This window comes from Neorhizobium alkalisoli (assembly GCF_007829835.1).
In the GTDB taxonomy this organism is placed as follows: Bacteria; Pseudomonadota; Alphaproteobacteria; order Rhizobiales; family Rhizobiaceae; genus Neorhizobium.
Map to the genome: position 1 here is coordinate 197,992 of NZ_VIWP01000001.1, position 18,738 is coordinate 216,729.

The 18,738-nt window shown below is 60.6% G+C and carries 18 protein-coding genes; 9 read left to right on the forward strand and 9 right to left on the reverse strand.

The annotated features are described in order from the left end of the window. Nucleotides 1-59: 59 nt before the first annotated feature. The 4 genes from FHW37_RS00945 to FHW37_RS00960 are packed head-to-tail and all read left to right on the forward strand — an operon-like array spanning nucleotide 60 to nucleotide 4,306. On the forward strand, nucleotides 60-1,592 hold the full coding sequence (locus tag FHW37_RS00945) for a sugar ABC transporter ATP-binding protein (RefSeq protein ID WP_145631419.1): 1,533 nt from the start codon (nucleotides 60-62) through the stop codon (nucleotides 1,590-1,592). Continuing rightward, nucleotides 1,585-2,559 carry an ABC transporter permease gene (locus tag FHW37_RS00950; RefSeq protein WP_145631422.1) on the forward strand — a complete coding sequence of 325 codons (975 nt, stop codon included), beginning with the start codon at nucleotides 1,585-1,587 and terminating at the stop codon, nucleotides 2,557-2,559. The genes FHW37_RS00945 and FHW37_RS00950 overlap by 8 nt, the downstream gene beginning before the upstream one ends. Further along, complete coding sequence (locus FHW37_RS00955; RefSeq protein ID WP_145631425.1) at nucleotides 2,556-3,431, forward strand: MurR/RpiR family transcriptional regulator; 876 nt, start codon at nucleotides 2,556-2,558, stop codon at nucleotides 3,429-3,431. Before FHW37_RS00950 ends, FHW37_RS00955 begins: the two co-directional genes overlap by 4 nt. Then, entirely contained in the window at nucleotides 3,428-4,306 is an 879-nt protein-coding gene (locus FHW37_RS00960; protein WP_145631428.1) for a ribokinase, read from the forward strand. Before FHW37_RS00955 ends, FHW37_RS00960 begins: the two co-directional genes overlap by 4 nt. Nucleotides 4,307-4,438: 132 nt before the next feature. Here FHW37_RS00960 and fghA read toward each other — a convergent pair whose 3' ends face one another. The 9 genes from fghA to FHW37_RS01005 all read right to left on the reverse strand — a co-directional run bounded on the left by fghA (nucleotide 4,439) and on the right by FHW37_RS01005 (nucleotide 13,421). Then, nucleotides 4,439-5,275, reverse strand: coding sequence for an S-formylglutathione hydrolase (gene fghA, locus FHW37_RS00965; RefSeq protein ID WP_145631431.1), 837 nt, complete (start codon nucleotides 5,273-5,275; stop codon nucleotides 4,439-4,441). 117 nt (nucleotides 5,276-5,392) lie between these two features. Then, entirely contained in the window at nucleotides 5,393-6,448 is a 1,056-nt protein-coding gene (locus FHW37_RS00970) for an LLM class flavin-dependent oxidoreductase (protein WP_145631434.1), read from the reverse strand. Between the two features lie 28 nt (nucleotides 6,449-6,476). Continuing rightward, entirely contained in the window at nucleotides 6,477-7,091 is a 615-nt protein-coding gene (locus FHW37_RS00975) for an alpha/beta hydrolase (RefSeq protein ID WP_145631437.1), read from the reverse strand. Nucleotides 7,092-7,101: 10 nt separating this feature from the next. After that, nucleotides 7,102-8,061: a glutathione S-transferase family protein gene (locus tag FHW37_RS00980; RefSeq protein WP_145631440.1), complete on the reverse strand. Its 960-nt coding sequence runs from the start codon at nucleotides 8,059-8,061 to the stop codon at nucleotides 7,102-7,104. A gap of 87 nt (nucleotides 8,062-8,148) precedes the next feature. Further along, complete coding sequence (locus tag FHW37_RS00985) at nucleotides 8,149-8,556, reverse strand: DoxX family protein (RefSeq protein ID WP_145631443.1); 408 nt, start codon at nucleotides 8,554-8,556, stop codon at nucleotides 8,149-8,151. Nucleotides 8,557-8,662: 106 nt separating this feature from the next. Beyond that, entirely contained in the window at nucleotides 8,663-9,580 is a 918-nt protein-coding gene (locus FHW37_RS00990) for a LysR family transcriptional regulator (RefSeq protein WP_246690624.1), read from the reverse strand. Nucleotides 9,581-9,751: 171 nt separating this feature from the next. Continuing rightward, nucleotides 9,752-11,209, reverse strand: coding sequence for a cytochrome c (locus FHW37_RS00995; protein WP_210249251.1), 1,458 nt, complete (start codon nucleotides 11,207-11,209; stop codon nucleotides 9,752-9,754). Beyond that, a complete protein-coding gene (locus FHW37_RS01000; RefSeq protein WP_145631446.1) occupies nucleotides 11,206-12,852 on the reverse strand; it encodes a GMC family oxidoreductase in 1,647 nt (548 codons plus the stop codon). The genes FHW37_RS00995 and FHW37_RS01000 overlap by 4 nt, the downstream gene beginning before the upstream one ends. 2 nt (nucleotides 12,853-12,854) lie before the next feature. Beyond that, nucleotides 12,855-13,421 (reverse strand): sugar dehydrogenase complex small subunit, encoded by a 567-nt coding sequence (locus tag FHW37_RS01005; protein ID WP_210249252.1) that lies wholly within the window; start codon nucleotides 13,419-13,421, stop codon nucleotides 12,855-12,857. A gap of 715 nt (nucleotides 13,422-14,136) precedes the next feature. Between FHW37_RS01005 and FHW37_RS01010 the strand changes: the two genes are divergently transcribed. From FHW37_RS01010 to FHW37_RS01030, 5 genes are all read left to right on the forward strand, one after another. Continuing rightward, the gene (locus FHW37_RS01010; protein ID WP_145631449.1) at nucleotides 14,137-15,090 is read left to right on the forward strand and encodes a helix-turn-helix domain-containing protein; all 954 of its coding nucleotides are present in this window, start codon (nucleotides 14,137-14,139) and stop codon (nucleotides 15,088-15,090) included. Between the two features lie 158 nt (nucleotides 15,091-15,248). After that, entirely contained in the window at nucleotides 15,249-16,757 is a 1,509-nt protein-coding gene (gene adh / locus FHW37_RS01015) for an aldehyde dehydrogenase (protein ID WP_145631451.1), read from the forward strand. A 180-nt stretch (nucleotides 16,758-16,937) separates the two neighbouring features. Beyond that, a complete protein-coding gene (locus FHW37_RS01020; RefSeq protein WP_145631454.1) occupies nucleotides 16,938-17,312 on the forward strand; it encodes a DUF779 domain-containing protein in 375 nt (124 codons plus the stop codon). 204 nt (nucleotides 17,313-17,516) lie between these two features. Then, a complete protein-coding gene (locus FHW37_RS01025; protein ID WP_186458102.1) occupies nucleotides 17,517-17,999 on the forward strand; it encodes a flavin reductase family protein in 483 nt (160 codons plus the stop codon). Between the two features lie 82 nt (nucleotides 18,000-18,081). Continuing rightward, nucleotides 18,082-18,471 carry a DUF4440 domain-containing protein gene (locus FHW37_RS01030; RefSeq protein WP_145631460.1) on the forward strand — a complete coding sequence of 130 codons (390 nt, stop codon included), beginning with the start codon at nucleotides 18,082-18,084 and terminating at the stop codon, nucleotides 18,469-18,471. Nucleotides 18,472-18,738: the final 267 nt, after the last annotated feature.

The window sequence follows — 18,738 nt, forward strand, 5'->3', positions numbered from 1 at the left end:
AGCTGAAGCCGGCCCTCCCGAGGCCGGCTTCATCCCATTTGAAAACATCGGAAATGGCCATGAACGCCCGCCTCAGATTCGACGGCATTACCAAGACCTTCCCCGGCGTCAAAGCGCTGACGAATGTCTCCTTCGAAGTCGCGCCCGGTGAGATCCACGCGCTTCTCGGTGAGAACGGGGCCGGAAAATCGACGCTCCTGCGCACACTGTCTGGCGTCGCGAAGCCCACCAGCGGTGAATTTTACGTCGATGGCGTTATCGCGGCCTTCAAGCGGCCGGAACATGCGCGCCTTGCCGGCATTGCGATGATCCACCAGGAACTGCAGCAGGTGCCGAACCTCACCGTTGCGCAGAACATGTTCCTCGGTCACCAGATCAAGAGCGCCGGCGGCATGCTGGTCAATCGCCGCGAACAGGAAAAGCGCGCCGCCGAGGCGCTGGCTATGATCGATCCGACCATCGATCCTTCCGTGCCGATCAAGACGTTGAAAGTCGCGCAGCGCCAGATCGTCGAGATCGCCCGCGCGCTGCTCGACAAGGCGAAGATCATCGCCATGGACGAGCCGACGTCGAGCCTGACGCCAGCCGAGTTCGAAAACCTCGCCAAGGTCATCGAAAGGCTCGCCGGCCTCGGCGTGTCGATCATCTATGTCTCGCACAAGATGGATGAGGTTTTTCGCATCTGCCATCGCGGCACAGTCATGCGAGACGGCAATGTCGTCGGCACTGTCGACCTGAAGACCACTGCAGAAGCCGATGTCATCGCCATGATGGTCGGCCGCGAGCTGCAGCATGAAGAGCACAACAGTTTCGTGAAGGAGGACGTGCGCGTCGATGTGCGGGGCCTTTCCTCCGCGGTCACGCATGTCCGCGACGTCTCCTTCACGGTCAGACGTGGCGAAGTGCTGGGCATTGCCGGCCTCGTCGGCTCCGGCCGCACCGAACTCGTGCGCATGCTGGCCGGTGTCGATGCGATTGCCGATGGCACGATTGCCATCGACGGCGCGACCTTGAAGCTGACCGATCCGCGTTCCGCGATCTCGGCCGGCATCGGTCTCCTGCCGGAAGAGCGCAAGCGTGAAGGCATCATTCCGGGCCGCTCTGTCTCGGTCAACATGGCGCTTCCGTCGCTCGGCAAGTTTTCCAAGAGCGGTATCGTACGCCATGGCGCCATCAAGTCGCGCGCCAACGAGCTTTTGAAGCGCGTCAATCTGCGTCCATTCCAGATCGACCGGCCGATCCGCCTGTTTTCCGGCGGCAATCAGCAGAAAGCGATCATCGCCCGCTGGCTGGCGGCCGGTTCAGAAATCCTTCTCTTCGACGAGCCGACCCGTGGTATCGATGTCGGCGCCAAGTCGGAAATCTATCACCTGATCGAAAACCTTGCCGCCGAAGGCAAGTCGATCATCGTCGTGTCCTCGGAACTGCCGGAAGTCATCCGCCTTTCCGACCGCGTCATCGTCATGCGCAATGGCAGGATCGCCGCACAGCTGGAACGCCAGGAGCTTTCCGAGCAGGCGATCGTCGCCCATGCCGTCGGTGACGCCGGTCTCAAAACCCATTCTGCGAAGCAGGAGCAAGCCCATGTCTGATATCACGACCAGCCAGCCGGCGCGTTCGTCGAGCCCCTTTTCGTCCTTTTCGGTGCGCGATGCGGGCACTCTGATCGGTCTGATCCTGATCGTCGCCGTTTTCGCCATGCTGGTGCCCGGCTTCGTCTCCGAACGGAACCTGATCAACATCCTGCAGCAGTCGAGCATCAATGCCTGCATCGCGCTCGGCATGACGCTGGTCATCATTTCCGGCGGCATCGATCTCTCGGTCGGCCCGACCGCGGCGATCTCCGCGGTTCTGACGGCGAGCCTGCTTGTTGCCGGTTATCCCGTGCCGGTTGCGATCGTCGCCGGCCTCGGCATCGGCATGCTCTGCGGCCTCGTCAACGGCATTCTGGTCGCCTATGTCGGCCTGCAGCCGTTCATCGTCACGCTCGGCACGCTTTCCACCTACCGTGCGCTCGCCCTGATCTATACCGGCGGCAACCCGGTTCTCGGCGTGCCGATGACGTTCCGCTCGCTGTTCAACGGCAATATCGGCGGCATTCCGAACTCGGTCATCATCGTTGCCGTCATCGCGCTCGTCGCCTGGGTCATCCTCAAGAAGACACCGATCGGCGAATACCTGCTCGCTGTCGGCGGTAACGAGGAAGCCTCCTACGTTGCCGGTGTGCCGATTGCGCTCACCAAGATCACGGCCTATGTCATCTCCGGCTTCCTTGCAGCCCTCGGCGCCATGATCCTCGTCGGCCGTCTCGGCGCGGCGGAGCCGATCCTCGGCAACCTCTGGGAGCTCGATGCGATCGCAGCGGCAGCCATCGGCGGTGCCTCCCTGATGGGTGGCAAGGGCTCGGTCATCGGCACCATTCTCGGTGCGATCATTCTCGGCGCCATGCGCAACGGTTTGACGTTGATGAACGTCCAGGCTTTCTATCAACTGCTCGCAACCGGCCTTATAATTCTTGTCGCAATGATGATCGATCGTGTGACAAGGGGACGGGGATGAATTCCGACAACATGGATCTGAAGGCAGTCGGCCCGCGCATTCGCATGCGCATGCCGCTGCTGACGCCTCTCGAAGCACGGGTGGTGGAAACCGTGTTCGCGCTGCGCAGCTTCAACGAGGAAACCTCGCTGAAGGAAATCGCAACCGACGCCGGCGTCTCGGAAGCCATGGTCGTAAAGATCACCAAGAAGCTCGGTTTTGCCGGCTATCGCGAGTTTCGCAACGCGGTCGTGCAGTACAATCAGCTGCCGACCGCCGAAATGCACCAGGAGCTTTCGGTCGACGACACCTCGCAGGAAATCATCCAGAAGGTTTTCCGCACCTCGATCCAGGCACTCGAGGAAACGCTGTCGATCATGGATGTCGATGCCTTCGATCGCGCGGCAGACCTCATCCATGGCGCGACCCAGCGGGATTTCTACGGTGTCGGCGGATCGGCGCAGATTGCCCGCGATGTCGCCCACAAGTTCCTGCGGATTGGCATTCGGGCCAGCATTTTTGACGATTCCCACATGATGCTGATGTCGGCCTCGCTGCTGGGCAAGGACGATCTGGCAGTCGGCTTTTCGCATTCCGGCAATACGATGGCTGTCATCGAGGCCCTGCAGCTTGCCCGGCGCAATGGTGCCCGCACGATCGCGATCACCAATTACAACGAATCGCCACTCGCCCAGCATGCGGATGTCGTTCTCTGTTCAACGGCTCAGGGCTCGCCGCTGATGGGTGAAAATGCCGCCGCGCGGATTGCCCAGCTCAATATTCTCGACGCGGTCTTCATGGCGGTTGCCCAGCGCGACTACCGTGCCGCGGAGAAGAACCTCGAAAAGACCATGGCGGCCGTCGCCTCCAAGCGGAAAGACAAGTTCCTATGACTGCAGACACTCCGGCCGTCGTCACTTTCGGCAGCCTTCACTACGACATCATCGTCAAGGGCCCGGCGCGGCCGCGCAAGGGTGAGACGGTGACGGGTTCCGCTTGGCATCCGGCCTGCGGCGGCAAGGGTGGCAATCAGGCCGTTTCGGCTGCGAAGGCGGGCGTACGTTCGGCGATGATCGGCGCAGTCGCCGACGACGAATTCGGTCGGGCGCTGCTTGAAAATCTTGCCCATGGTTCTGTCGAACATGAGCATGTCCGGGTCATCAAGGGCGGTGCGTCCGGCATGAGCGTGGCGATCTTCGATTCCGAAGGCGATTACGGCGCCGTCATTGTTTCGGGCAGCAATCTCGAACTCTCCGCCGATGATGTCGATCAGGCCGCCTCGCTGTTCAAGGCCGGCAATATTCTCGTTCTCCAGAACGAAGTTCCCGATGAAGCCAATGTGCTGGCTGCTGCGGCGATGAAGAAAGCTGGCGGCAAGGTTCTGCTCAATGCAGCACCGGCACGGGCTCTTTCCGCCGAGCTGGAAACGCTTGTCGATATTCTCGTCGTGAATGCTGTCGAAGCGGAAGCGCTGGCTGGTACGGGCGAAGTCGAGACGCTTGATCAGGCGTCTGATGCGGCTGGCATTCTGTCGGCACGTTTCCCGGTGGCAGTTGTCACGGCCGGCGGCGCGGGTGTTGCCTTCGCAGAGCAGGGTGGGACCGCAGGTGCTATCCCGGCAATAAAGATCAAGCTCGTCAGCACGCATGGTGCAGGCGACGAGTTCATCGGCGTGCTTGCCGCGCAATTGCTGCAAGGCGCTCCGATCGATATGGCACTCGGCAAGGCTAACGAGGCCGCCGCCATTCTGGTCAGCTCGATCCGCTGATTTTCAGCTTTGGCTTTTCGTCATCCTCGCGCTTATCGCGAGGATTTAATAACGTCGATAATATCAGGCACATGCAGATCCTCGGGACAAGCCCGAGGATGACGGTGGAGAGGTTCTCGGCCTCGTAGCCGATCAGCCCAGCCGCGCCGCGTGCCAGCGAACATGCGCCGCCATGAAGCTCGAGATGAAGAAATACGAGTGATCGTAGCCTTTACGCATGTTGAGCGTCAGCGGAATGCCGGCCTTTTCGCAGGCTGATGCGAGAAGCTGCGGCCGCAGGCCGGTTTCAAGGAAGGAATCGGCCGTGCCCTGGTCGACCAGCATTTCCTTGACCTTGAACCCGTCCTCGATCAGCAGGGTCGCGTCATAGGCGCGCCAGGCCGACTGGTCGGGTCCGAGATATTTTTCCAGCGCCGGCCGCGACCAGTCCGCCGTCGAAGGCTGGGCGATCGGGGCGAAAGCGGAGACGGAGGCAAAACGCTCCGGGTTCTTCAGGGCGAGCGTGATCGCACCATGGCCACCCATCGAATGGCCGAAAATGCTCTGGCGGTCGAAATCAAGCGCGAGATCGCTTGCCTTCAGCAGCGCCGGCAGCTCATCGATGATGTAGCGCTGCATATTGTAATTGCGCGCGAAAGGTTCCTGCGTTGCATCGAGATAGAAGCCCGCGCCCTTGCCGAACTGCCAGCTTTCCGGCTCGTCGGGAACGGTTTCACCACGCGGGCTGGTATCCGGGCAGACGATCGCAACGCCGAGCTCGGCGGCGATCTGGCGGTATTCGCCCTTGTCCATGACGTTCTGGTGCGTGCAGGTGAGGCCGGAGAGATACCAGAGAACCGGAACCTTGCGGGTCTGCGCCTGCGGCGGCATGAAGATCGCAAAAGTCATGTCGCACTGGCAGGCCTCGGAGGCATGCGAATAGACATATTGCGTGCCGTCAAATGCCTTGTTGGCAGAGATCTGTTTCATCGCCATACCCCGTTTGGACAAAGAAAGGCCGTGGGTTGTGCTGCCACACGCCGGATTCGTCCGGCTGAATACGACGTTTTCGGCGCGGGTCCAAGCGGATGGTTGGTATGAAACTCTTCAGGCGGCCGAGAGCGGCGTCGCTCCAGCCGTTGCCTTGCGGACGGCGGGCAGGACTTCGGTTGCCAGAAGCTCGATCCCCTTGGCGACCTTGTCGAAGGGCAGGCCGCCGATATCGATCTGCGCCATGAAACGGTCATGGCGGAACAGCTCGTATTCGTAGAGGATCTTGTCGATGATCTGCTGCGGGCTGCCGACAAAGAGCGCGCCGCGCGGGCCGGCAAGCCGCTGATAATCGTCGCGCGAGACCTTCCAACCATTGTCGCCATTCGGCAGGTTATGGCCGATATAGCTGGCATAATGGGGATAAAATTCGTCGAGCGCCGTCTGGCTGTCCTTCTGGACATGCAGATGGCTGGATATGCCGACTTTCATCGCGGATGTGTCGTGACCGGCATCGCGAAAACTGCGGCGATAGAGATCGATGAACGGACGGAACCGTGCCGGTTCGCCGCCGATATTGGCAAGGTTGAGTGGAACGCCGGCCTTGCCGGCCCGGATTGCGCTCTCGGGCGTACCACCAGCGCCGATCCAGATCGGCGGATTTTTGACGTAAGGGCGAGGGGCGATCTCGGCATCTTCCAAGGCTGGCCGGAAGCGGCCCCGCCAGGTCACGCCTTCGTCGCTCCCGGCAATCTGCAGCAGCAGCGCCAGTTTCTCTTCGTAAAGTGCGTCATAGTCACCGAGATCGTAACCGAATAGCGGGAAGGATTCGATGAACGCCCCGCGCCCGACGGTGAGTTCGCTACGGCCACCCGACAGGAGGTCGATTGTCGCCAGTTCCTCAAAAATCCGCACGGGATCGGAAGAGGAGAGAATGGTGACGGCCGTGGTGATCTTGATATTTTTCGTCACAGCGGCGATCGCCCCCATGACGGCGACCGGAACCGAGATCGTGTAGTCGAGACGGTGATGTTCGCCGATCCCGAAGACGCTCAAACCCGCCTGATCCGCGAGTTTCGCAGCCTCGACGATTTCGGAAAGGCGACGTCGCGAGGCTTCCGGGCCAAGGGTTCCGACCGGCAGATCGCCGAATGTATAGAGTCCGATTTCCATGGCCGTCTCGCTTCCGTCCTGTCCGCTTTTATTTCAGGATTTCTGCGAGGAAACTGCCGCCCTTGGCAGCGCCTTCGCCGGAAATCGTGTGCGGGAGCCCGGGCTGGATTACCGTCTCGACCTTCATGCCGAGCGCTTCCAGGGTGGCTGCAGCCTTCGTAGTCTCGGATGCCGGGATGACAGGGTCGGCGCTGCCGTGGATCAGCAGGATTGGCGTGGCAGTTGCGGGCTCAAGCGGTAGCGGTGAGGCGAGGCGGCCGGAAAAACCGACGACTGCGCCGACCGGCCAGCGACCGGAAGCAACCGCATCAAGCGACATGATCGTGCCCTGTGAGAATCCGACGAATGCTACCCGGTCGAGCTTGTCGGCAAAACCGTGTTTCTCGATGATATCGGAAACCGTCTTGTCGAAACCCGCGCGCGCATCCTTGATGCGTCCGCTGCGGTTTTCTTCCGTGACGCCGGCAACGCTGAACCACTGGTAACCCGAACCGAAGCTGGAAGGGGAGGGCGCGTTCGGCGAAACGAAGACGGCATCCGGCAGGACGGTTTTCCAGGCGTTCCCCAGCGGCGCGAGATCGTCGCCGTTGGAGCCGACGCCGTGCAGCATGATGACGAGAATGGTGGCTGTGGTCGATGACATGGCCAGATCCTTAAGCCTGCATGAAGGGAAGATCGGGGCCGACCGGCACGATGCCGTTCGGGTTGAGCGCCTTGATCGAATAATAACCCTGCTTGATATGGTCGATATTCACCGTCTGGCGAATGCCGGGGATCGAGATGACCTTTTCCACATAACGGCTGATCTGCTTGTAATCAGCAAGTCGTCGCAGGTTGCACTTGAAGATGCCGTTATAGGCGGCGTCAAAGCGGACGAGGGTGACGAACAGGCGCACATCCGCCTCCGTCAGCCTGTCGCCGAACAGGTAGGGGCCGCGGTTTTCCAGCCGGGCTTCCAGCTCGTCGAGCATGGCAAACACGTCGGCGAAGGCCTCTTCATAGGCAAGCTGGGTGGTTGCGAAACCGGTGCGGTAAACGCCGTTGTTCAGCATCGGGTAGATGCGGTCGTTGAGCGCGTCGATCTCGGCGCGGAGATCTTCCGGGTAGAGATCGATGCTGTCGTCGGCGAGCGCGCCAAAACCGGAATTCAGCATGCGCAGGATATCGGCGGATTCATTATTGACGATCGTGCCGCGCTTCTTGTCGAACAGGACCGGCACGGTGGCGCGGCCGGTATAGACCGGGTCGGCGTTCGTATAGATCTCGTGCATATAGGTGGCGCCGTTGATGAGGTCGCGGTCGGAGCCCGGATAATCGCCGAACCGCCAGCCCTGCTCGGACAGTGCCGGCTCGACGACGGAAACCGAGATCACGTCCTCGAGTTTTTTCAGGGCGCGGCCGATCAAAGTGCGCGAGGCCCAGGGGCAGATCAGCGCGACATAGAGGTGGTAACGTCCGGCCTCTGCCTCGAAGCCGCTTTCGCCGGTTGGTCCGGCGCTTCCGTCAGGCGTGATCCAGTTGCGGAAACCGGAAATCTGCCGCACGAAGCCGCCCTTGGCGTCGGTCGCCTGAACCGGATGCCAATCGGCCGTCCACTTACCTTCCACAAGCATGTCTCACTCCTGATTTTGTATCTTAGGCATGGGCAGCTTTTTGCCCATGCCGATTTCGAATGCCTTGATCCAGGTCGTGCCAGGGAATTACTTGCGGCCGAACGTCGGGCGCAAGGCGAGAGCGCCGTCGCCGGTCAATGCGAGTACGATCAGGCCGACGATCCAGAATGCCGGAAATTCCCAGCCGCCGTTCGGGTTGTTGAAGAAGAAGCCGGCAGCGCCGTGCACGGTGAAGATCGCGCCGAGCAGGATCGGGATGACGGTAATGGCGGCGAGACGCGGCCAGATGCCGAGGATCAGCGCAACGGCGCCAGCCAGTTCCCAGAGAATGGTGACATAGGCGAACCAGCCCGGCAGGCCGAGCGAGGCGAAGAAGCCGGCAGTGCCGGCCGGAGTGAAGACAAAGATCTTCAGGCCGGCATGGGCGAGGAAAAGAATGCCGAGCGCCAGACGCAGGACAAGCGCGGCATAAGGGGCAGTGCGGGAATCGATCATGGTCTGTCTCTCTGGATGGGTGAATGTCTGCCAGAGGATATAACTCAATGCCGGAGTGACGATTATCCGGCTTAGGGGAGAGAGATTGCTTCCATTCGGGAAGCAATTATCGCCATCCCTCATCCCATATGGGTTGTCCACGGAACGAATCAGCGAGGAAATCCACGAGGACCCGCACTTTCAGGGCAAGGTGGCGGGCGGGTGGATAGAGAGCATAGAGGCCGCGCGGTTCATCCTCGAAGGCTCCCAAAACCGGATGGACGGCGCCCGCGCGTAATTTGGTACCCGCAACGAAGCTCGGTACTCGCGCAATGCCAAGGCCGGCCTCGGCGGCGGCAACACAGGCTTCCGCGTTGGTGAAATGGATGCGGCTCTGCACCGTGGTCGACAGGCTTTGTTTGCCGTCATCCGTCTTGAAGCGCCAGGACAGGGGATCGTGGAAGTTCGTATCGACGACGCAGTCGTGGCCGGCCAGATCAGCCGGCACGCGCGGCGTGCCGCGGGCGGCGAGATAACCGGGCGAGGCGATCAGGACGATCCGCATCGGGCAGAGTTTGCGGGCAATCAGGCTGCTGTCGGCCGGCTGGCCGATCCGCACGGCCGCATCAAAACCTTCGTCGACGAGATTGACGACCCGGTCGGAAAAACTGACCTCGAGCTGGATGTCGGGATAGGCGGTCGCGAACCGGATCAGCACCTCTGCAAGCTGCGTCGTGCCGAAGGTGATCGGTGCCGTGATCCGCAGCCGGCCGGAAGGTGCGCCGGACGTATTTCGCACAGAGGCATCGAGCGCATCAAAATCCTCGATGAGAACTTTTACACGTTCGTAATAGGCCCGGCCCGCCTCGGAAAGCGACATTGCCCGCGTGGTACGCTTGATCAGCTGCACGCCGAGATTGGCTTCCAGACGGGAAACGAGTTTCGATGCCTGGCCGGTACTGGTGCCCAGCCGGGTGGCCGCTGCGGCAAAACTTCCCGTATCAATGACCGCAATGAACATACGGTCGCATTCAAGGCGGTCCAAATCGAGTGTCTCCCGTCGCGGCCCAAATCATTCCGCCGCGATAATGGACATCGGTGACGAGGATGAAAAGGTCCGTGGCGACAGATACGGGAAAGACGGGCCTCCATCTGCCCGTCTGTGGAAAGGCCGCCAGGATCGCCGGCGGCCTTCAGGATCGGTTCTCCGAAGATGTCAGGCCTGACGTGGCACCCGTTCGCGCCGGGTGACGAAGAACAGGACACCTGCGAGGATCAACACGACCAAGGCCGCGATGATCATGGCCGGCAGGATGAAGGGCTGCGCCTTTGCGAGAAGCGGAACCGGGCCGCCCTTCCGCGCCACCGCGACGTCGGCCGGAGTGACCTTTGCTTCGGGATTGCCGAACTTCGTCAGGACATAGTTGGAAATGTCGGCGACCTGCTGGTCGTTCAGCGGCATGACATAGGATTTCTCGCCAAAACTCGGCATCAGCACATCATGCTCACCGGTCTTGCGCTCGACGCCATAGAGAATGGCAGCAACGAGATTGGCCGGCCGGCTGGCGCCGGTCGCGGTGTTGTGGAAGAGCGATGGATAGGCCTGGTTTTCGCTGCCGGCGCCGTTCGGCTGGTGGCAGCTGGCGCAATAGCCGCTATAGAGCTCGGCACCGCCGTTGCGCAGGCTGTCATGTTCGTTCGAGGCGAACATCCCGCGAATATTGGCCTCGTCGCTTTCCGTCGTCCCGAATTCGTGGGCCGGGCGTTTATCGGCGGGGTCGCGGACGGCCCGCACGGTCTTGAGATAACGCGCGAGCGCCAAAAGATCGCTGTCCGGCAGGAATTGCAGGCTGTTCTGCACGGCTTCCGCCATGCCGCCCGCCGCCTGGTTCTTGCCGTCGGCATGTCCTGTGCGGAAATACTGGACGAGTTCGTCCTCGCTCCAGCCGCCAATGCCGCTGACCGGATCCGAGGTAATGTTCGGCGCATACCATGGACCGACAAAACCGCCGGCGAGGTTCGCGCCGCTATCGGCCCCCATCAGCGGGCCGCGCGGCGTATGACAGGATGCACAGTGGCCGAGCGCGCCGGCAATATAGGCGCCCCGGTTCAGATCGTCGCTCTTGGCCGGATCCGGCTTGAACGGCGTCTTGTTCGCATAGAGAATATTCCAGAACGCCATCGAGAAGCGCAGATTGAAGGGGAAGGGCAGGGCCGTGTAGTCCTTCGGTTCCGCATCGACCGGCTTCACCCCGTTCATGAAATAGGTGTAGAGGGCGTTGATATCTGCGTCGGTCATCTCGGCATAGGCATTATAGGGCATGGCGGGATAGAGATGGCCTCCATCCTTCCTGATGCCCTGGCGGACAGCCCGCGAAAAATCCGCTTCGCTGTAATTGCCGATACCGGCCGTCTTCGACGGGGTGATATTGGTCGAATAGATCGTGCCGAGCGGAGAGATGATGCCATAACCGCCAGCAAAAGGCTGGCCCGTATGCGGAACCGTGTGGCAGGCCATGCAGTCCGAACCGGTCGCGACCATGCGACCCTTTTCGATCAGCTCCGCCGATGCCGTCTGGGCAAAGCTGCTTTCGGTGAGGGCAAACAGGCCGCTAGCGACGATCGCTGCAAAGGCACCCGTTTTGATGATGATGTCCGTTGTCCTCATCGTCATGCCCTCAACGTCTTGGAGATATCGTCGGCAGCCTTGATGCCGAGTGCTGCCATGGTGAGCGTCGAGTTGACGACGCTGGCCGACGGAATCGGCCCGCCGCCCGGCAGCCACAGGTTCGGATGGTCATGCGCACGGCAATTTCCATCCGTCACCGAGTCCTTCGGATCGGAGCCCATGATCGTGCCACCCATGATGTGGTTGTTGGCATTAAGGGAGGTCGTGGCCACGAAGTCGGTCGCGCCGAACAGATCGCCGATGCCGCGAAGCTGGCGCACCGATTCCTCGTAACCGCGGCGAACATAGTCGCCCACGTCGTAATACATGTCGGGGCAGGGGATACCGTGTGGATCGACGCGAGCCTTCGACAGCGTGACCCGGTTTTTCGGGTCGGGCAGCGGCTCGAGGCTGATCGACAGGTCCACGCCATGGGTGGTGCGGCGCCGGATTTCCGCATCCAGTTCCTCGCCGACAAAGCCGTCCTTGATGGCTGCTGCGGCCATCTGCGGCGCCTGGTTGATATTGTAGAGAATGACCTTCGTCGCCGAATATTCGGAGCGGAAAGCCCCGTCGCGCGGTCCGACCATGCAGCTCGACTGGGCCGGCCCGCGGCCGATCCACAGCGGCTCGTTTGCGGTGAACCGGGCATGAAAGCCCGAATGGTCCATCATGTTGCGGCCGACCTGATCTGAGGAATTGGCAATCCCGGCCGGGTTGCGCTCGTTGGCAGCTGCTAGAAGGACGCGCGGCGTTTCCATCGAGTTGCAGGCAATGACGAAGGCCGAGCCGGTCGCCTTGTGCGAGCGGTGCTCGCTGTCATACCAGTGAACGGCCGTGACGCGATTGTTCTCGTCGGTATCGATCTTGTAGACGACCGATTCCGCCAGAACGACGGCGCCCTTCGCCTCGGCCGATTCGACGGAGTGGATGCCATTATACATGGCACCGATCGGACAGATCGGCTGACAGTTGTTGTTGCCGCAACAGGTCGGGCGTCCGTTCCATGGGCGGGTGGAGCGTCCCTGCGGGATCGGCACCAGGTTCCAGCCATGCGGGTTCACCACTTCGGCGACACGCTTGTCGGCATATCCCCAGGGCACCATGTCCATCGGATAGGGCTTGGAGCGTTCCGGCGGCGACTGCAGGGCAGGATCGTTCGGCCCGGCCACGCCCATCGCCTCTTCGGCGCGACAGTAATAGGGTTCGAGTTCGTCATAGGAGATCGGCCAGTCGCGGCCGACGCCGTAGGTCGAGCGCATCTTCAGGTCTACCGGCAGATGGCGCCAGCTCGAGGCGGCCCAGTGCCAGGTCGTGCCACCGACAACCTTCAGATAACCCTGCTGAAAGCCATTTCCATCCGGTCCCGACAGCGCGACATAGTTGTTTTTCGGCCAGTAGAGCGGTGCAGGTGCTTTCGGTGATTGCGGATAAAGGCCCTGATAGTCGGAGCCGACGCGGTTCTTGAACGGCATATTGCGCCAGTTTTCGACAGCCTGGGCACGCTGGATGCGTAGACCCGCGTCGAGAACGAGAACACTCTTGCCTTCGCCAGCCAGCTGATCGGCAATCAGCGCGCCGACCACACCTGAACCGACGATAACGACATCTGCGGTGGCATCGCCATTTGAAAATACGGGGGATTTCATGGTCACAGAACTTTCGGATTGTTGATCGGCATGCGGGTGACCTCCGGCGGAAGCCCGGTCCACCAGATCGGTCCCTTGTTGCAGTAGGTCGGCACCGTCAGCCCGTCCTCGACCGGTCGGTACATCAAAGCCTCCTTGTAGGAGACGACGACCGGACCCTGTTTGGTCTCGACCGTTCCGGTGTACCAGGCAGTCAGGATGGCAAGCAGCAGATCGCCTTGACCGGCCTGCTTTGCGGCATCGCGGAAGGTCGAGGGCGTCGGATTGGCGCTCGCGAGCGTAGCGAGAGCATTCACGTTTTCGGCAAGGTCCGCGTGATCGGCAGCGAGAGCACGGTAGATGCGCTCCGATGTCGTCGGGGAAAGGTTCGCCTTGCCGGTGATGGCGCGGGACACTTCGTGAAAGCCGGCAACCGAAGCTTGTGCCGAAGCCGTTTGGGCCAGTGCCTCTGGCGTGCTTGCCACTGCGGCAAGCAGTGCCGCTGTCCCGGCAAGGAGGGTTCGGCGCGTTACCGAAAGCTTGCCGAAACCTCCCGGCATCGGCGTTGAACCAGAAATTTTCGTCGTCATGAGCGCTCCAAAAAGGCATGCGGCATCGAGCTGCCGAGGCCATCGGAAGAGGGGTTGGAATCGAAATTTTGATTTCGGCGCGACGTCGGCACAAAGGGGGGCGAGGGTCGAAATGTCTCACCCCTTGTGAAATTTAGATCGATTTAAGTCAATGCAAAAAATGCTGCGCCTGCGAAGGCGGCTGCTTTTCCAGTCGGGCTTAATAGCCCTTTGACGCCGCCGTTCTCGTCAATTTTTCGCCGCATAAACCGCGAAAAACAGCGGCTTTTGGGCTCCATTGAAGTGCGTCAACATGACGCATTCGGAGAGGCGACCTACAGCCTCCGGCTCCCGAAAAAGATGACCGGATGAAGTGATTGTGAAAACGAATTTGGGGCATCCGTCTGCATGGGCGAGAAGGGGAATTCTGTTTTTGGCCGCGAGTGCCGAACTTTCCGGATCGATGGACGGCTTTGCGGGCCGACAGACCTCGCGATTGCCGTCATCGGTCTTTTAACAGAGGCAACCAGGCCCGACGACGGCACAACCACAGGAGGTTTCACGGCAAGTTGCCCATGATCGGAAGGACGGGTCAATTGACTGTACGCCTGCCCTCTGCAATGAAAATCCAGCTTGAGAATGAAACCGCCAGATTTCGGGATTCTGCAGCCCAAAACGGTTGCAAAATGCCCCTTTTTTAGCGAAACTTGATTCAAGCATTCGGTGGAGGAGCCTGATGCACCAGCAGTCAGTACATGCCGAGCAAGTTTATGCGTCTGCGCAATCCGCGCAGGCCAGTTCTCCCATTGTGGCCTCCTGGCGGCGGTGCATGACGATGCATCATCTGGCGCCGGAAGATAAACGCTTGCCCGTCCGCTTGACGGACGAGGAGTTTCGTCTTGCACGGGAGCGATCCGAGAGGTTGGTCGCGGAAGCGGTGGACGAGATCGACCGGCTGTTCATGACGGTTGGCAAGGCCGGATGCTGCCTGTTGCTGACCGATCGCGACGGCATTGCTCTCGAGCGGCGCGGTACATCCGGCGACGACAAGGATTTTCATAATCTCGGCCTGTGGACCGGTTCGGTCTGGACCGAAGCGAGCATTGGCACCAATGGCATCGGCACTGCACTGGCCGACGAGCGGGCCGTGACGATTGTTCGCGACCAGCATTTCTTCTCCTCCAATATCAATCTCAGCTGCACCACGTCGCCGATCCGCGATCATCGCGGCCAGCTTGCCGGTGCACTGGACGTTTCGACCTGCCGTGAGGATGCGAACGAATTCACGCTTTCCGTGCTATCGCAGGCGGTGCGGGAGGCGGCACTGCGCATCGAACTCAGCCTGTTCTGCAGTGCCTTTGCCGGTGCGCGTTTCGTCATGGTGCCCTCCGAAAGCGGTTCGACCTCCGCGCTTCTGGCCATCGACCGGAACGATATCGTCGTCGGCGCAACGCGTTCAGCTCGTGCTGCGCTCAAGCTCGACGACAAGAAGATCGAGGCCGGCATTCCGGCCGCCGACGCCCTTGATGAACACCGCAGCGCCGATGGCGAATATCTTCAGGATGCCGAACGCGCGGTGCTGAAACAGGTTCTCCTGCGCAATCACGGCAATGTCTCCCAGGCTGCCGTCACGCTTGGCATGAGCCGCGCGACCCTGCACCGGAAGCTGTCAAAGCTCGATCTTCAGTAAGGTAAGCCTCGCGATCATACCGCATCGCACAGTGTCGCAGAGTTGCGACACTGTGCGATGCGGTATGGCGATGTGCCCCTGTTTTGGCCCCGCGAACATGCGCAGATTCCTCCCATCCGGTTCGTGAAAAGAACCCGGCAACCCAGGGAGGATGGATCATGCTGCACCAGAAAATCGTCGAGTCGCCGTTCAAGCTAAAATACGGCAACTATATCGGCGGCGAGTGGAAGGAGCCGATCGGCGGCCGTTATTTCGACAATGTCACGCCGGTCACCGGCCAGAAGATCTGCGAAATCCCGCGCTCCGATGAAAAGGATGTCAACGCCGCGCTTGATGCCGCCCACGCCGCCAAGGACAAGTGGGGCCGCACCGCCGTTGCCGAGCGCGCCAATATCCTGATGAAGATCGCCCAGCGCATGGAGGACAAGCTGGAAGTTCTGGCCCAGGCCGAGACCTGGGACAATGGCAAGCCGATCCGCGAGACGATGGCAGCCGACATTCCTCTCGCCATCGACCACTTCCGGTATTTCGCCTCCTGCGTCCGCGCCCAGGAAGGCTCGATCGGCGAGATCGACAACGATACCGTTGCCTACCACTTCCATGAACCGCTCGGCGTCGTCGGCCAGATCATTCCGTGGAATTTCCCGATCCTGATGGCCGCCTGGAAACTGGCACCCGCTCTTGCAGCCGGCAATTGCGTTGTCATCAAGCCGGCCGAACAGACGCCTGCCTCGCTGCTCGTCTGGGCCGAGATCATCGGCGATCTCCTGCCGCCCGGCGTGCTCAACATCGTCAACGGTTTCGGCCTTGAAGCCGGCAAGCCGCTGGCGTCTTCCAACCGCATCGCCAAGATCGCCTTTACCGGTGAAACGACGACAGGCCGGCTGATCATGCAATATGCCAGCCAGAACCTGATCCCGGTCACGCTGGAGCTCGGCGGCAAGTCGCCGAACATCTTCTTTGCCGACGTGGCAGCGGAAGACGACGATTTGTTCGACAAGGCGCTCGAAGGTTTTGCGATGTTCGCGCTCAACCAGGGCGAAGTCTGCACATGCCCGAGCCGCGCGCTGGTGCATGAATCGATCTACGACCGCTTCATGGAAAGGGCAGTAAAGCGCGTCAAGGCGATCAAGCAGGGCAACCCGCTCGACAGTGAAACGATGATTGGTGCCCAGGCTTCGACCGAGCAGATGGAAAAGATCCTCGCCTATCTCGATATCGGCAAACAGGAAGGCGCAGAGGTTCTGACCGGCGGTTCCCGCAACGATCTCGGTGGTGAACTGGCCAACGGCTATTACATCCAGCCGACCATCTTCAAGGGCCACAACAAGATGCGCGTGTTCCAGGAAGAGATCTTTGGGCCGGTCGTGTCCGTGACCACTTTCAAGGACGAGGCGGAAGCCTTGTCGATCGCCAATGACACATTGTACGGCCTCGGCGCCGGCGTGTGGACCCGCGACGGCAACCGCGCCTATCGCTTCGGCCGGGAAATCCAGGCCGGTCGTGTCTGGACCAATTGCTACCACGCCTATCCGGCCCATGCGGCCTTCGGCGGTTACAAGCAATCCGGTATCGGCCGCGAAACGCACAAGATGATGCTGGACCACTACCAGCAGACCAAAAACATGCTGGTGAGCTACAGCCCGAAAAAGCTCGGCTTCTTCTGAGCCTCACAACAGGGGAGAACCTATCCTCCCCGACCTCTCCCTCGAAAGGGGGAGGGGCCAGATCTGCCTCGCCCGGTTCCGCTTTTGACGAGAAGGCGTCGGGTATCGCAGGCAATGCCGCTCCCTGGAAAGCCCCCTCCCGGGGAGCGGCGCTTATCTATTTGACACGGGATGAAGACAATGGATGCCACTATCAACGGCGAACCGCGCGTGACCGCAACGGATGCTGCGCTCGACCTGATCGCCGATATCCGCCGCGACTATCCGCAAATCCTGTTCCACCAGTCCGGTGGCTGCTGCGACGGCTCTTCGCCCATGTGTTATCCGGCCGATGATTTCATGATCGGCGATCATGACGTGAAACTCGGCGAGATCGGCGGCGTGCCGGTCTATATCAGCGGCAGCCAGTTCGAGGCGTGGAAACATACCCAGCTGATCATCGATGTCGTGCCCGGACGCGGCGGCATGTTTTCGCTCGATAACGGCCGGGAAAAGCGGTTTCTCACGCGCTCGAGGCTTTTCGGAGGCGGGGAGGCCTGCGCGCTGCCCGGCTAATCCCCGAGCCGCAAGGCGTTTCAAGAAAGGTCGCATCGCGGCATTGTCGAGGCCGACTTTCGCTATCTCACGAAGACACAAGCCCCTATATTCCTCAGGATCGACCTGCCATTCGAGCATGACGCGCGCGATTTTCGTGCGCTGGCCATAACTCGGATGGGTCGATACGGCTCGTTTGCTGAATTGGGGAACAAGGGAATAGTGATGGATATGGAATTGTCGGCAAAGGATTTTTGGAAGGCCATTGGTGCAAGGGCGATCGGCGCGACCATCGTCACCGCAGCGGATGAAAATGGTCCGGCAGGGTTCGTCGCCCTGTCTGCCACGCATTTCTCGGCCTCACCGCCGACCATGACGGTGGCGATCGGTGAAAATACCAGCGCCTTGAAGCCGATCCTGGAAACCGGCATGTTCGCGATCAATTTCCTCAGCGCGGAGGGGAGGGCTATCTACGAGCGTTTTTCCTCCCGCGATGCACCGAAGGGCGCGGAACGGTTTGCCGGGTTTGACTGGTCCGCAGGAGCGGAAGGCCTGCCAATCTTCAAGGCGACCACGGCCGTGATCGAATGCCGGCTCGAAGATCATATCAAGCGCGGCGATACCTATCTTCTGTTCGGCCGCATCACCGGTCTGCATCACGATCAGGATGCGAAACCGCTGATCTCCTTTGCGGGCAAGCTGATGTGATCAAGCGAAAGCGCCTTAAGGGGCGCTTTCCTCTTTCTCGACGTCATATCATCGCTGCGCCGGACTGCCGGCAGGAGCTTCAATGTCGCTAAACAAACCCGACATCGACATGTTCTTTGCGCTAGAGACAAGCCTTCATCGGCCGGAAATCAGGGCGTCGCGAGAGGTCGTGTCGGATCTGATCGCCGATGAATTTATCGAATTCGGAAAATTCGGCAGAGTTTACAACAAGCAGATCACAGTTGAGGCTCTTGCAGGCGAAACCGCGCAGGCCTCGGCGTCGCTGCCATACGTGTCGGACTTTTCCGTTCGTCCATTGTCGGATCGTGTGGTGCTGGTCACTTACAAGAGTATCCGTACGTCGGCTGACTGTCAGAACAATGATGAGACTTTGCGAAGCTCCATCTGGAAATTGATGGCTGGCCGCTGGCAGATGATATTCCATCAAGGGACGCCCGTTCCCAATCAATGATGGCTTCAGGCCGGAAGAGCGACCCAGCCAATAATGGATGACTGCAGGCAGGGCGCCTGTCTTCTGTAGGCCGTGTTGTTCACTCACCGCTCCCGTTTACCAACTCGCTTTGCTTGCCTCCAGGCACCGCCCAGATCAGCCGGATGTTGCCATCGAGCTTTTTGGGGGCATCAACGTTGCGATATAGCCTTAAATCACGTAACGTGTGTTATGGAACATGGCATTTGTTGGTGACCCATAAGATCACTCCACGACACCCAACGCCAT